At 54.2% G+C, this 15321-nt stretch carries 12 protein-coding genes and 1 pseudogene; 11 read left to right on the top strand and 2 right to left on the bottom strand.

The features are described from left to right. Positions 1-193: 193 nt before the first annotated feature. Both HY768_10655 and HY768_10650 read right to left on the bottom strand, forming a co-directional pair. Positions 194-2539: a hypothetical protein gene (locus HY768_10655; protein ID MBI4727657.1), complete on the bottom strand. Its 2346-nt coding sequence runs from the start codon at positions 2537-2539 to the stop codon at positions 194-196. Between the two features lie 329 nt (positions 2540-2868). Further along, on the bottom strand, positions 2869-3237 hold the full coding sequence (locus HY768_10650) for a helix-turn-helix transcriptional regulator (GenBank protein ID MBI4727656.1): 369 nt from the start codon (positions 3235-3237) through the stop codon (positions 2869-2871). Between the two features lie 1582 nt (positions 3238-4819). On the opposite strand from HY768_10650, the gene HY768_10645 reads away from it, so the two are divergent. From HY768_10645 to HY768_10595, 11 genes and pseudogenes are all read left to right on the top strand, one after another. Next, entirely contained in the window at positions 4820-6208 is a 1389-nt protein-coding gene (locus HY768_10645; protein ID MBI4727655.1) for a cysteine--tRNA ligase, read from the top strand. Between the two features lie 83 nt (positions 6209-6291). Beyond that, the gene (locus HY768_10640; protein MBI4727654.1) at positions 6292-6993 is read left to right on the top strand and encodes a hypothetical protein; all 702 of its coding nucleotides are present in this window, start codon (positions 6292-6294) and stop codon (positions 6991-6993) included. Then, positions 6990-7904, top strand: a complete 915-nt coding sequence (locus HY768_10635) for a hypothetical protein (protein MBI4727653.1) — start codon at positions 6990-6992, stop codon at positions 7902-7904. The genes HY768_10640 and HY768_10635 overlap by 4 nt, the downstream gene beginning before the upstream one ends. Before the next feature lie 173 nt (positions 7905-8077). After that, positions 8078-8827: a YebC/PmpR family DNA-binding transcriptional regulator gene (locus tag HY768_10630; GenBank protein MBI4727652.1), complete on the top strand. Its 750-nt coding sequence runs from the start codon at positions 8078-8080 to the stop codon at positions 8825-8827. Positions 8828-8895: 68 nt separating this feature from the next. After that, entirely contained in the window at positions 8896-9396 is a 501-nt protein-coding gene (ruvC, locus tag HY768_10625; GenBank protein ID MBI4727651.1) for a crossover junction endodeoxyribonuclease RuvC, read from the top strand. Between the two features lie 92 nt (positions 9397-9488). Next, positions 9489-10079 (top strand): Holliday junction branch migration protein RuvA, encoded by a 591-nt coding sequence (ruvA, locus tag HY768_10620; GenBank protein ID MBI4727650.1) that lies wholly within the window; start codon positions 9489-9491, stop codon positions 10077-10079. Between the two features lie 866 nt (positions 10080-10945). Next, positions 10946-12298, top strand: coding sequence for a threonine synthase (thrC, locus tag HY768_10615; GenBank protein ID MBI4727649.1), 1353 nt, complete (start codon positions 10946-10948; stop codon positions 12296-12298). Next, positions 12295-13497 carry a cofactor-independent phosphoglycerate mutase gene (locus HY768_10610; GenBank protein ID MBI4727648.1) on the top strand — a complete coding sequence of 401 codons (1203 nt, stop codon included), beginning with the start codon at positions 12295-12297 and terminating at the stop codon, positions 13495-13497. The genes thrC and HY768_10610 overlap by 4 nt, the downstream gene beginning before the upstream one ends. A gap of 378 nt (positions 13498-13875) precedes the next feature. Beyond that, positions 13876-14095 (top strand): annotated as a pseudogene (locus HY768_10605) (BrnT family toxin). 477 nt (positions 14096-14572) lie between these two features. Further along, the gene (locus HY768_10600; protein ID MBI4727647.1) at positions 14573-14872 is read left to right on the top strand and encodes a nucleotidyltransferase family protein; all 300 of its coding nucleotides are present in this window, start codon (positions 14573-14575) and stop codon (positions 14870-14872) included. Further along, entirely contained in the window at positions 14859-15218 is a 360-nt protein-coding gene (locus HY768_10595) for a DUF86 domain-containing protein (GenBank protein ID MBI4727646.1), read from the top strand. Before HY768_10600 ends, HY768_10595 begins: the two co-directional genes overlap by 14 nt. The last annotated feature ends 103 nt before the right edge of the window (positions 15219-15321 follow it).

Genomic DNA, 15321 nt, shown 5'->3' with positions numbered 1-15321 from the left:
CATAAAACCTCCCTTGGTTCAGGGAACGGTTTGCAGGCCTGCCTAAAGGCGAGGGCTTCGCTTTGCCACCGCTTTGCGGGGCAAGCTGGGGCAAGCGGGGCCGTGGGCAGGCCTGCGTAATGCGTTACTGTTGGCATTATATCATTTTTTTGGGAATTGTCAATAGGAAAAAGAAAATAAATAAAAATAAAAATTATTGTTGGATGGCCAGCCGGATAAAACTTTTCAGCCCCGGTTTGATGGGAGTGGAGGGAGTGGCCTGCAGGAACCGGGCGAAACCCAAGGAGGCCAGCGAACCGGTTTCCCATTCCGTCAGTCCGGCCGGGGAGGGGAGGGTTTTGGAAAGCCCGGAGTTTATCAGGCTGGTATTCTGGACATTGCCGGTGGTGGCGAACCATTTTTGCAGGGCCTGTTGTTGGCTTCCGGTCAGGCTGTCGGTCAAAGTAATGATGATCCGGGAATATTTGTAGGCCAGATTGGGGAAAAGGCTGTCGATGCTGGTATGGTTGACCGCCAATCCTTTGGCCCGGGCCAACTGTCCGGCTTTCAGGGCCAGTTTATAACTCTTGCTTTCAGATTGGTGGGCGAACAGGATATCGCCGCCGGAACGGAAGGCCTGCCATTGCCGAAAGGGCTGGTTTAGATAGGTCTGGGGGAAATAGGAGAACACCACAATCTGGTTCCGGCGGTCAGAACTGCCCCAGGTGAGACGGTAAGCCGCCAGGCCCGACTTGGGAATGTTTCCCAGCCTGATCACGGTGTCGGGCAGGGAGGAGGCCAGGTCAAAATTCTTCTGCCTTAAGGGGCTGTTGGGGGTCAGGGCTTCGATGTTTAAATTATTGACCGGGCTTAAAAGTTTAAGGCTTAGCGAAAGGGAATTGTCTGATGTCATCAGCCGGGCGGTCAACGGATGTAGGCCCAGCTCCTGCCTTAACTTGGAGAACCCGGCCGCCCCGGCTATCAGCCATTCCCGGCTGCTGTAAGGCCCTTTGCGGCCCCGCAGGTCCCGGAACATGTCGTGCCAGAACATGCCCTTGATCCGCCCGCCGTCGGTGTAGCCCTTGATGGCGTCGGTCCAGCGCCAGTACATTTCCTCCGGGGCCGGCGGGTTGACGCTGTTCTGCAGCAGCGGCCAGTCCACTTCCTGGCCCACTAAAAGCTGGGCCTCGTCGCCCTTCAGGTAATTGGACCAGTCGCTGGTCATTTGCCAGCAGTACTTGGCGGTGGATTCGTACATCATTACCGCGTCGATGTCCAACCCGGCGTCGTTCATCATGCAGGGATCCTGGCCGTGCTCGTGGCCCTTGTCCCAGCCCAGGGTAAAGCCCCAGACCGGCTTGGTGACCCCGGATCCCTCCATCAGTTTGACCACGGCCAGGGCCGTGCGATGGGCCTGCCACCATTGCCAGCGGGCGTGCACCGGGTTCAAGTCCCTGAGCCGGACCTGCCTGGCTACCCACAGGATTCTCTGGTTCGGCGGCCACTTATTCCAGCCCTTAGGGGTCTGGATGTTCATCAGTTCCACGAACTGGTTCACCGTCTCGTAGCCGCCGGCACCGGGGCGGATGTAATCCAGCCCGATGAAATCCACATTGGGCTCCTGCTCCAGTATCTTCAGCGCCTTGACGATGTCGTCCCGGCGCTTGGCGTCGTCCAGGTTCACATGATGGTTGCGGAATACCGCGTCCTGGCTGGTCTCAATTGAATACTCGTATTTCAGTTTCTTCAAGGGCGGGCCCCACAAAAGATAGCTGCCGACATAGCCGCCGAACTGCAGTCCCTGCTTATGAGCCTCTTCGGCCAGGCGGGGCAGGGCCTTGAAATTATCCTTAACCCAGGGGTTCTGGTCGTTTATTCCGGGATGGCCTTCAATTGTCCAGCCCAGCGAGAACCAGACGGCGTCGGCCCCCAGGAACTTGGCCCAGTCCCCGAAGTTTTGCCATTTCCTGGTGGCGTTATAGGGCGAGCGCAGGGCGGTGCGGGAGACGTCGCGGGAGCTCTCGATAGTCATCACGCAGAACCCGGCCGGGATTGATTTGGGGGTGCGGGACTTTACGAGGAAAGTAGTAGAGTCGGAAAGTAGTAGAGTAGTAACGTAGGACGGTAGTAGAGTAGTGGAGTCAGAGTTTTTTTCAGTATTAGCGTAGGTCTGTAGTAAAGTAGTAGAGTCAACCTTGGATTGTTTGGTGGAAACAGATAATACGGCCTTGTAGCCGCCCAGAGGCGGGTTCCAGGGCAGGGGCCAGGTTCCCCGCCAGGATCTTTGGTTCTGATCGTAGCGCAGGGTTATCTCCCGGCAGTCGCCGGGGCTGGTGATCGCGGTGTCGGCAAAAAAGAATTTTACGCTGACGGCGGAAGAATCGGGATTTATGTTCTGTGAATAATCCGGCTTATAGTTCAGGAACACCATTTCGTAACGGAAGTATTCGGCCTTATTCACCGAGAAATAGGGCGACTGGTACGGGCTGCTGACGGTGCCGAGGTTCAGAGCCAATAGCGAGATGGCCAGGAGGCTGGCCATGGAGAGGTACTTGTGCATAGGGGGGACCTCACCCACTTCGGCCCTGCTCAGTGCAGGCCCGACCCCTCTCCTGATAAATCAGGCGAGGGGAGAAGAAGGCGAGTCTTAAACTCAATTATTGTTGTTTGTTTGTGGTTTTTCGGGGAATATCTTGATAGTATCGCCGTATGTCATCAAGGCTTTTATCAAAGCCTATGCCCAGGCTGCTTTAGCAGACTACATTAGACTCGATGAATATTAGTGACAGGGTTTTAACTGCCGAAGCCCCGCCCAACGGCGGAACGTAAGAGGTTCAGCCTATCCCATATTGTAAACCAGAGAAATAAATTTCGCGTACTTTCGCGTATTTAGCGGGAAGCCTTGGTCTTTTCTTTGATGCTCTCCACCGCCTGCTGAACCTCGTCCAGGCTTTCTATCGGCAGGGAGTTGATGACCTGGGCCAGCTTGATCATCTTTTCCTCTTCGCGTTTGAGGGAATATAATGGATGATCGGGGTTGGCCTTGTTTTTGGCGCTGGGGGTCCATTCCAGCAGATCGTTGGGGGTGCAGTTGAGGATGATGCAGAGCCGTTCCAGGTGGGGCAGGTCCAGCCGGACGAAGCGGGAGTGGGCGATCTTGGTGGCGTAGTTGGGGGAAAGGCCCTGCTCTATAAGGTAGGGGACGGGTTTGACTATGCCCCGGGCGGCGAAGATCTTGGCAAAATTGAAGGATAGCATGGTAACATGACCCCTGATAACAGTTAATTGTTCATTGATAATCGTAAATTATTGCATAAAAAGCGTCATTTATCAATGAATAAATGAGAATTTTCCCATGATAAATGAAATATCTACCTTGCTATGTGGAATAATTCCCTCGCTATATTATTTTTTGCCCACGATATATGAATAAACTCCCTTACTTTATAAGATAATTCACTCACTATATGAAATATCTCGCTCGCTATGTTAAATAATCACCCCGCTATATGGAATAACTCCCTTGAAATATGGAATATGTCGCATGATATACCTAATACAATGTATTATTGTGGAGATATTTGAGTGTTTGCCTATGCTCTTTGGGTCGTTGATTGATTGTGGTGCGGTGCTGGCGATAAAGGTATAGGGTCTATTAGCAATTTATTTCTGACTAAGGACCACATTAACCAATACTGTTATGAAAAGCGCTGTAAATGAGATGCCTACAAACGAACAAATAATGTAAAGTTTAATTTGCCATTTAAAGTGGTGTATTTTGCTGGCTTTGGCTGGTTAGCCGATTGTGCTAATAAATATTGTGAAGTGCTTAAAACAAGTAATATGAATAAAAAATATTTTTTTATTTTCGGGTCACTTTTCTTTTCTATTGTGTAAGCTTTTGTGTGAAATTGTTTAAAGTTACTCTCCGCATATTAGCGATACCGTAAACGATATCGCCCATGGCCCCGCAGAATGCGGAGCCTCGCCGTTGGCGTGGCTATAAATCATCAAGGCTTTTGCCAAAGCCCGCTTATAAGTCGGATTACTTCGCTTGCCCGGCATGGATGTCACCTCGCAATGACCGTTACCAGTATGGTCCGCGATTTGAAACCCTTTGCCTTTGTCACTTCGGCACCGCTCAGTGCATGCTTTGTGGCGTGGTAGCCTAACTAAGTTTTTCCCCGCACTCCGGGCAGAACTTGCTCCCCGCCGCTATCACCCCGCGATACCGTAAACGATATCGCCCATGGCCCCGCAGAATGCGGAGCCTCGCCGTTGGCGTGGCTATAAATCATCAAGGCTTTTGCCAAAGCCTGCTTATAGTCGGATTACTTCACTTCGATAGCAATTCAAGGTGCAAAACTCAGTGCAGGCTCATGTCGTATATCCGGACGTTCCCTTCGTATGCAAAGCATGTAGGGCTGCTCGGGACATGCCGCGTAATGACGTTTCCAGTCTTACAGAAGAGAATAAGTGCCTCTGTGCCTCAGTGTCTCTGTGGCGAGAGAAGTCAATGGACATTAACCATAAAAATTATCATATTTACAGGGCATTGTCAATTGAAATCGGAAGGTATGAAATCGGAAGGCATTTCCGATTTATCCGTCCTGGTTTTCCGATTTTTTTGGTATTGACAAAATCTGCCGAAAGCTTTAAAATACCCATGGAACTTTGGCAAATTCGAATATCGAATATCGCCACCGCTGTAGCCACCGCCACAGCGTGTTAAACGGGGTGCCTCTGTTGCGGCAAAATACTAAACAAATCCAAAATTTAAATCTCAGAAATCCGTTTAACCATATTCTCACCCAACCGATAAACAAATCACGGAGACCTGATGCCCATTCATCTTTACAACACCATGACCCGGAAAAAAGAGGAATTCATCCCCTTAGAACAAAACCAGGCCGGCATCTACGCCTGCGGGCCCACCGTCTACAACTACGCCCACATCGGCAACCTGCGGACCTACGTGTTTGAGGACACCCTGCGGCGGATATTTCTGTACAACGGTTTGGCAGTCAACCACGTGATGAACATCACCGACGTGGACGACAAGACCATCCGCGCTTCCCAGAAGGAGGGGATGAGCCTGAAGGACTTCACCGAAAAATATACCAAGATCTTTCTGGACGACTGCGCCGCGTTGAATATCCAGCAGCCGGACATCATGTGCAAGGCCACCGGACACATCCCCGAAATGATAGACCTGGTACAGCGGCTGTCCGACAAGGGCTACGCCTACCAGAGCGGGGACGGAGCCACTTATTTCAACATCGCCAAGTTCCAGGGCTACGGAAAGCTTTCGGGCATCAGCCTTTCCGGGCTTAAGGCCGGGGCCCGGGTAGCCAGCGACGAGTACGAGAAGGAGAACCTTTCCGACTTCGCTTTATGGAAGGCCTGGGACCAGAAGGACGGGGATGTTTTCTGGGAGTCGCCCTTCGGAAAAGGCCGTCCCGGCTGGCACATCGAGTGCTCGGCCATGAGCACAAAATACCTGGGCGAGACCTTCGACATCCACGTCGGGGCGGTGGACCTGATCTTTCCCCATCACGAGAATGAGATCGCCCAGACCGAGGCGGCCACCGGCAAACCCTGGGTGCGCTGCTGGATGCACGCCGAGCATCTTTTGGTTGATGTGGGCAAGATGTCCAAATCCTTAAATAACTTTTACCGGATGATAGAGCTGAAAGAGAAGGGCTACCATCCCCTGGCCTACCGGTATTTTTGTTTTACCGGGCATTACCGTTCCCAGCTTAATTTCACCTGGGAGTCGCTGACCGCGGCCCAGCGGGCGCTGGAGAATCTGAGGGCGGAGGTACTGAAACTGGGAACTTCCGAAGGTGAGAAGATCGGAACTTTAGAAGGCAAGGACCTTACGGAGTGGAAGAACAAGTTTTTGTCAGCCATCAACGATGATTTAAACATGCCCCAGGCCCTGGCGGTGTTATGGGACACGGTGAAATCACCTGACCTCAAACCCGCCCAGAAACTGGCGCTGATCGGCGATTTTGACCGGGTGCTGGGACTGAACCTGCTGGAGACAAAAGAAGGCTTTGGCATTCCCAAGGAGGTGGAGGAACTTTTGCGGAAACGCCAGGAGGCCCGGGCTGCCAAGAACTGGGCCGGCTCGGATGCCATCAGGAATCAGATCCTGGCTCTGGGGTACGTGGTGGAGGACAGCAAGGGCGGACAGACGGTAAGGGAGAAAAAGTTCGGAGAGTGATGCCGTGACAGCCACGGAGACGCAGAGAAATCGATGCATATTTACTGTCATAGACAAGCAATCGTCATTTAGGAGACCATTTCATGGCAAACAATAAACTGATCCTGTTTATCATACTCGGCTTGGCCCTGGCCCTATTTGGCTGCGCTCCCCAGATGTCAACCTTGCCGCCCCAGGACGAGTCAAAGGACCTGACCCTGGACCTGCCGCCCTATGCCGGCAAGAAGCAGATCATAGCCGTGCTGGACCTGAATAACAAAACCGAGTTTGAGGATCCTCGGATCGGGCGGGGGATATCCAACATGCTGATCACCGCCCTGGTCAATTCCGGCCGCTTTACCGTGGTGGAGCGCAACGAGGAAGTGCTGAAGAAGGTATTCGCCGAGCAGAAACTGGGCTTGACCGGGGCGATCACCGCCCAGACCGCGGCCAAGGTAGGCAAAATGCTGGGAGCCAAGGCCGTGATCATCGGCGAGGTCAGCGAGTTCGGAATCCGCAAGACCTCGGCCTTTGTGGGAGTGGGCGGCAAAAAGACCATCACCACCAGGGTGGTGGTGGACGCCCGGATGGTGGATTCGGAGACGGCCGAGATCACTGGCGGGGCCACCGGCATCGGCGCCAGCAGCACCACCACTCAGGGCGTGGCTCTGACCTTTGAATTCGGCACTGCCGGGTTCGACGAGACCACCATCGGCATGGCCACCCGCAAGGCCGTCAACCAGATCGTAAAAATAATCGCCGGGACGGTGGATTCCAAACAATTAAAACAGGGAGAACTGAAATGAAACAATTCTTGTCTTGCCTCGTCCTGATATTGGGCATAGCTTTCGCCTCTCCGCTTTTTGCCCAGCAGGATATCAGTGGGCCAAAACTAAAACCCGCCCCGCCGCCCATCTCCTGCCTGGATTTTTTCAAGGGGACCAAACAGTTCACTTTCACCGGCATCTATATGAAACTGGGCCTGCCGGAGGATTCGGAAATGGACGAATCGCCCACCGGCAAGGGTTTTAACATGGAGATGTCCCGAGGCTTTGCCGATGGCTTTGGTCTGCTGTCACACTTTATGTATCTGGGGCTGAACGTCCCGTTTAAAGATCCCCTGACCAACGCCGACAAGGATAATCCCGCTTCGGCCATGGCCCTGGGCGCCACGATGGTAATAGACCTGGTCAAGGGCGAGAAGCGGGACATCGCCGGGGAGATCATCGCCAAAAGGCCCACCGTGGCCCTGTTTGCCGGGTTTGACTTCAACGGCACCCAATTCTCGATGGATAATTTTGCGAACAGCGGATATAAATTTTCGGTCAATACTATGGAAGGAAGCCTGCCCCTGGGCCTGGTGGCCGATATACCGCTGGGTTACTATATTGCACTGGTGCCGTTCGGGCGCTTTGCCTGGAGCAGCACGACGGTGACGACGACCATGCCTTGGATGTTGATATTATATACTCCGCCATATTATATGTGGCTCAGCGGAATTCCATACGATTCCACCTACACCAGCACCCGGTTGGATTACGGCATGGACATAGATCTCAGGCCCTTCCGCAACGCCCCGGACTGGAAGATCAGCGTGGGAACCGTGCTTTCCCAGATCGAAGGCCTGGCCGAGGGCAATCTGATGGTCACCGTCAGCATCAAAAAGGAATGGAGCAAGCATTACAGCAGCACCACCTTCGGCCCGAAACTGCACTGATCGTTGTTTACCATTTCGGGGAATGTATCCATCCCTTTATCACATTCCTTTATCAACATCCCTTTATCGCTTGACAACACCGGCCTTTTACGGTAAAATTATCAGTTATCAAGCAATTACGTCGCTTGTTGTCGCAATAAATATTTAAAAATTACACGGAGGTTTAAAATAATATGTCCGGACACTCAAAATGGGCCACCATCAAGCGTAAAAAAGCCGGCATTGACGCCGCCCTGGGGCAGGCTTTCACTCGGCTGATCAAGGAAATAACCATTGCCGCCCGCAACGGCGGCGGCGACCCCAACGGCAATCCCCGCCTGCGCACCGCTATCCTGGCCGCCAAGGGCGCCAACATGCCAGCCGATAACATCGACCGGGCCGTCAAAAAGGGCACCGGCGAGCTGGAGAGCGTGGTCTACGAAGAAGTGACCTACGAGGGCTACGGCCCCAACGGGGTGGCGGTGATGCTGGACACGGTCACCGACAACAAAAACCGCACCGCTTCGGAGCTGCGCCACCTGTTCTCCAAGAATGGCGGCAACATGGGCTCCCAGGGCTGCGTGTCCTGGATGTTCGAGACCAAGGGCCTGATCTCGGTGGATTCCTCCGTCACCGACGAGGATACTTTGATGTCGGTGGCTTTGGACGCCGGAGCCGATGACGTCAGGCCCGAAGAGGGGTCGTTCGATGTTCTAACCACTCCGGCCGCCTTTGAAGCGGTGAAGAACGCGCTGGACAACAAAAAAATACCGGTGCTCGCGACCGAGATCTCCAAGATCCCCCAGAACACCGTCCGGCTTGATTTCAGCCAGGCCACCACCATGCTGAAGCTGATGGACGCGCTGGAGGAATTTGACGATACCCAGAAGGTCTACAGCAATTTCGACATCCCGGCCGAAGTGATGGCCAAGTTGGACAAGTAACTCTATGTTTAACCACAAAGGCACCAAGGCACCAAGCCAAATCGTGAATTGTAAATTGTGAATTGTAAATGGTGATCTTAGGAATAGATCCCGGCAGTCATAAAACCGGATACGGCCTGATAGAATGCGGCGGTAGCCAAACCAAAGTAATAGCCCTCGGATGCCTGAAGGCACGGCCGGGGGCTTTGCTTTCGGCCCGTCTGCATGCCATCCATCAGGGAGTGAGCCAGGTCATACAACGTTACCAGCCTCAGGAAGCGGCGGTGGAAGCCACCTTTTACGGCAAGAACGTTCGCAGTGCCCTGGTGATGGGCCATGCCCGGGGCGTCTGCCTTTTGGCGGTGGAACAGGCCGGCTGCAAACTTTTTGAATACTCGCCGCTGGAGGTCAAGAAGGCGGTGGTGGGGCAGGGCCGGGCTGGCAAGGGCCAGGTGGGCTTCATGGTCCGGGCCCTGATGGGTTTGAAGATAAATCCCCAGGAGGACGAGGCCGACGCCCTGGCGGTGGCGATCTGCCATTGGCAACGAAGGCTTTTTAATCTGAAGGTTCAACGGGTTTCAAAGGTTTGAAAAGTTGGAAATGTTTAAAATGTGGAAATGTAAATAATCGTAGGGGCGATTCATGAATCGCCCGGTTAAAAGAATAAAATGCAGGACAATCCATGTATCATCACATCAAAGGGACCTTGATCCAAAAAAAACCGGCCGAGGCTGTGCTGGAAGCCAACGGGGTCGGTTACCAGATCAGCATTTCCCTGAACACATTTGAAAAACTGCCGGAAACGGGCAACCAGGCCAAACTGCTGACCTACCTGCACGTCAAGGAGGACGCACTGCAACTGTTCGGTTTCGCAACCGACAAGGAGCGTAAGGTCTTCAAAATACTGATCGGCGTTTCCGGCATCGGGCCCAAGCTGGCGCTGACCGTGCTTTCCCACATGTCTCCGGAAAACCTGGAACAGGCGGTGGCCAACCAGGACATGACCAGGCTGACCGCGATCTCGGGCATCGGCAAGAAGACGGCGGAGCGGTTACTGATAGAATTGAAAGGCAAGATCGCCGAGGCGGTGGTGGAGGGATTGCCGACGATCAAAGGTCAGGGAACAGGGGCCAGCGATCCGGCAGTGGAAGCCTTGATGTCACTTGGGCTGAATTTCGTCGAGGCCAGGGCCGCAGTGGACAGGGCCAAGACCAAGTTGGGTGAAAATGCGGCCATGGAACAGCTGATCAGGGAAGCGCTGAAGACCAAATAACAATCAATAAAAGGCGGAACGGCAATGGGGGAAATCCAATCTCAGAATCGACGGCCCCAATCCGTTCAACCTAACTGCTGATATTACTAATGGGAGCGGATACCCTTCACCGGCCTAAATATCGGTCATATTCAGGGCAAGCTCTGTGGTGAGCAACTTGTACTGAGCCTGTCGAAGTAAGCCGAACTAATAGTGAACCTGGTTTGACAAGCTTGCGGGCCGACGTGTCCGCCGGAGCCTTGGCGTAGGAGGAAACGCCGGCACTACGGCCTGCCTGCGCGCTTGCGCCCCGCCAGGGCGGGGCTTCAGCGCACAGGCGCGTAGCCGCTTCCGCTTCCGCTTTAATATATGGCTTCCTCGAGTGCCAAAGCTTTCGCGTAGCCGCTTCGGCATAGGCAGGCGTGCAGGCAAGCTCACCACGGGTAAGGCCCTGAATGGACGCGACGACCTTCGCTGGGCATCCTTAACCCAGCCCTTATTTATCCGCCAACCTGCTTGCCCCGTTTGCCCCGCCCAACGGCGGTGGCTATAGGCGGTGGTCCGCCCCCGTTCACGTCAACGGGGCAGGCTCCGCGTAAGCGAAGGTGGAAGTCTTGACGTAGGAGGAAGGGCTGGGTTAAGAGCCAATACTGTTCCCCTGTCTTAGGCCGTTTACGGCCTTTGATTCGGGCCACTAATACATGCTCTGATTAGTGATTTTATCCACTGATAAACCTTGCCGGGCTGATTTGTCAATATATAATTCACCTGCGCATAGTTTATCCTCTGGCTACCTGATGGTTGCCCGGTAAGGCCTAACAGACCCAAACCATATTGTCATTTCCGATTATGTCTAATATTCTGAACCACTTCGACAACCCGTTGCAATGAATCAAGTGCTTTACTACAGCACCAATCGTAAGGCCCCGGCGGTGCCACTCAAGGGCGCCCTGCTGACCGGGCAGGCGCCGGACAAAGGATTATACCTGCCCGAGGCCATCCCGTCGATACCGCGCGACGAGATTCTGGCTTTCAGGAACAGGCCATATCACGAGATTGCCCATGCTGTGCTCAGCCGCTATACCAAGGACTCTATCCCGGACGACAAGCTAAGGGCCATCTGCCGTGAATGCTACGATTACGATGTGCCCCTGGAAAAGGTCTTTGGCAACAACCACGTGATGCGGCTGGACCGCGGGCCCACGGCCTCGTTCAAGGACTTCGCAGCCCGGATGATGGCCCGGTGGATGCGGTATTTTCTGGAACAGGACAAAAGCGACCTGGTGATCCTGACCGCCACCTCGGGCGATACCGGCAGCGCGGTGGCCCACGCCTTCCACAACATTGACCGCATCCAGATGGTGGTGCTATTCCCGCGCCTCGAGGTCAGCGACCGCCAGCGCAAGCAGATGACGACTTTGGGCGGCAACGTTACCGTGCTCAGTGTCGACGGCAAGTTCGACGACTGCCAGGCCATGGTCAAGCAGGCCTTCGCCGACCCCGATTTGAAAAAGATCCGGTTCTCGTCGGCCAACTCCATCAACATCGGCCGGCTGCTGCCGCAGTCAGTCTACTACGTTTACGCCTACGCCCGGTTGGCGCAGGAGGGCCAGCCCGTAGTGTTCTCGGTGCCCTCGGGCAATTTCGGCGATATGATGGGCGGCCTGCTGGCCTGGAGGATGGGGCTGCCGGTCAAAAAGTTCGTCATCGCCACCAACGCCAACGACGAGTTTCCAAAATTTCTGGAGACCGGGCGCTATGATAAAATAGAGCCGTCGTTGACTTGCATCTCCAACGCCATGAACGTCGGCCACCCCTCCAACCTGGCTCGGATGGTCGACCTCTACGGCGGGATCATGGACGAGCAGGGCGCCATCTCGAAAAAACCGGACCTGAAGAGAATGCGCCGGGACATATTCGCGGTCAGCATCTCGGACGAAGAGACCCGGAATACCATCAAGGAGGCGTATAAAAAATACAAAACCGTGCTGGAGCCCCACGGTGCCGTGGCCTGGGCCGGCCTGATGGGGTATTTAGAGAGCGGCGAAAAGCCGGAATTGGCCGTCTCCATCGAGACCGCCCATCCGGCCAAGTTTCCGGAGGAGATCACCCGTCTCATAGGGCTCGACCCGGCCCTGCCGCCCAGCCTGGCCGAAGTGGAGAAGAAGCCGGAGCAGTGCCGGCCGATGGAAAAGGACTACGGCCAGTTCAAAAAGATATTGCTCGAGAAATTCGCATGAAATATCTTGTAATAATCGGCGACGGCATGTCCGACCGTCCGGTGGCCAAGCTGAACGGCAGAACCCCCCTGATGGCGGCCAACAAGCCGGCCATCGACCGGATCGCCCGGGAAGGGCACTGCGGCCGGCTGGTGACGGTGGAGCCGGAGATGCCTCCCGGCAGTGAGGTGGCCAACCTGACGGTTCTGGGATACGACCCCAGGGAGTGCTACCAGGGCCGCGGGGTGCTGGAGGCCGCCAGCCTGGGCATCGCCATCAAGCCGTCGGATGTGGCCATGCGCTGCAACCTGATTTGTGTTGAGGACGGCAGAATCAAGAATCACTCGGCCGGGCATATATCCAGCGAGGAGGCCCGGAAGCTCATCGACCATGTCCAAGCCAAGCTGGGCTCGGACATCGCGCGCTTTTATCCCGGCATTTCCTACCGCCACCTGCTGGTGCTGTCGCAGGGCTCGCCGGATTTCGAGTGTTTTCCTCCGCACGACAACGTGGGAAAGCCGGTAAATGAATTGCTGATCAAGCCGCATACTCCAGAGGCCACGGCTACGGCCGGGCTGTTGAACGATCTGATTCTGCGCTCCCACGACATCCTGGCCAATCACCCGGTGAACCAGAAAAGGGAAGAAGAGGGCCGCGATCAGGCCAACTACATCTGGCCCTGGTCTCCGGGGCGCAAGCCGAGGATGAAAACTTTTAGCGAACTCTACGGCCTCTCCGGCGCGGTGATCTCGGCGGTGGACCTGATCAACGGCACCGGCGTCTATGCCGGACTGGATGTGATACCGGTCAAGGGCGCCACCGGACTGTGGGATACCAACTACGAGGGCAAGGCCGACGCCGCGGTCGAGGCCCTGAAGGACCACGACTTCGTCTACTGCCACGTGGAGGCCACCGACGAGGCCGGACACTCCAAGGACCTGGAGCTGAAGATCAAGACCATCGAATACCTGGACCAGTGCTTGGTGGCCAGGATCATGCGCCGGCTGGAGGAGGAGAAGATCAAAGCGGTGGTGGCCGTCCTGCCCGATCATGCCACGTCGGTGGAGATGGGCAACCACGTCAAGGACCCGGTGCCGGTGGCCATTCGCGATCCCCGGCTCCCGGCCGATGGGGTCGAAGTTTACGACGAGGAGTCGGTAAAAAGTGGAAGCCTGGGCATGATGCACGGGGACCAGTTCATAAAGAAGCTGCTGGGCTGAAATGGATCGGATGGATACGGGTCGCATTTGTCAGGCCAGAGATAATGGCCGCCGGGTCACCGCGGTTGGCTGTTGACTTTTGGGGCGGGTTTTGGTATTATTCAACCGTTCCGGGAACTGAAACTAACTTTCAAATTAGGAATAATATACTACTCAGAGCGGATACTATTCACCGGCCTAAATATCGGTCATATTCAGGGCAAGCTTTGTGGTGAGCGACTTGTACTGATCCTGTCTAAGTAAGCCGAACCAATAGTAGACTTTATTCTCACCAAAACACCCCGCTAGATCGGGGCAAGCTGCGAAATACGCTATTTATATTGGATTGAAAGAAACAGGAATGTCTGCTAATAGACGCTCCTATTAATAATTAAAAGCATGAAAATCGAATGGGACCCGAAAAAGGCAAAATCGAATCTCATAAAACACAGAGTATCGTTTGAGGAAGCCGCCACAGCACTAACTAAGTGACCCCATGGCCGCAACAGGTATAGATCCGAATCATTCAATAACAAAGGAACGCTATGTCACCTTCGGTGTTTCGGAAAGAGGCCGACTATTGGTAGTAGCCCACACCGATGAAGAAGAAACAATTTGAATCATAAGCGCTCGTGTAACGAGCAAAAGAGAGCGAGAACTATATGAAGAAGGATAGAGCGCCCGACAAGGACGAATTACGAGCCGAGTACAAACGCACAGATTTTCCTGAAGGGCTAGTGCGCGGGAAATACGCAAAGCGAATGTTAGAATCATCGAATGTGGTTGTTCTCAAACCAGAAGTTGCTCAAGCATTTCCGAATGAAGATGCTGTGAATGCTGTCCTTCTATCGTTAATCGAGCTTGCACAGAAAACTACGCGCCTAACAAGGCGCTCCACCGGATTGCCCCCAAAACGGGCTTCCCGGTGAGCTTTCCGTTCTACGACATTGACCGGCAGGAAACGATCGTCTACCTGCTGACCATCGACGACCGGAAGGATGCGTACCGCTGAAGAAAACAAGAGCCGCCGGACCACCGGCGGTTTTTTGTTGACTTTTAATGCCGGGTTTGATAACATTTAACGTGAGGTAATTATATGACCCAGATAAACATACCCAAAGATAAGATCGCAGAGTTGTGCCGCAAGTATCATGTGGCGCGACTGTCCCTGTTTGGTTCGGCGCTTGGTCCCGATTTCACGCCAAACAGCGATGTAGACATTTTGGTGGAGTTCGAGCCCGGCCATGTGCCGGGCTTCAAGTTCATTGACATCGAAACGGAACTGTCGTCTTTGCTTGGCGGCCGGAAAGTTGATCTGGTAACTCCAAAGCTCCTTAATCGCCGCATTCGCGGTCAGGTGCTTTCTTCAGCCGAGATCTGCTATGCCAAAGGATGATCGGGTATATGCCGGCCATATGCTGGACATGGCCGAGAAGATTCAAGAGTTGTCAGCCGAAAACGATGGCCTGGATTTTTCCTGCGATCAAGCTCTGCTATACGCCTTGGCCCATTTGGTGCAGGTGATCGGCGAGGCCGCCCGCCGGGTGTCTCCGGAATTCCGGCAGAGGCACCCGCAAGTGCCTTGGGCGGAAATAATCGGCATGCGAAACAAAGTGGTGCATGATTACCTGGATCTGGACGAGGATATTTTGCGGGCAGTAGTCAAGGGTGATATCCCAAAGCTAATTGAAGAATTAAAAAAAATAGGGTCTTCTCCAATGAGTGTGGGTGATTTTAGGTGATTTTGGGCTACTTACAGGGGAGGAAGCGTGCAGGTCAGTACCTTCAACCGTAAGTATTCCTCGTCTCTCAAACCATACGCCCTGCGCTGAATAACCCTGATCT

The organism is candidate division TA06 bacterium, assembly GCA_016208585.1.
Taxonomy (GTDB): domain Bacteria; phylum Edwardsbacteria; class AC1; order AC1; family EtOH8; genus UBA5202.
This window is presented reverse-complemented; position numbering and strand designations above follow the sequence as displayed.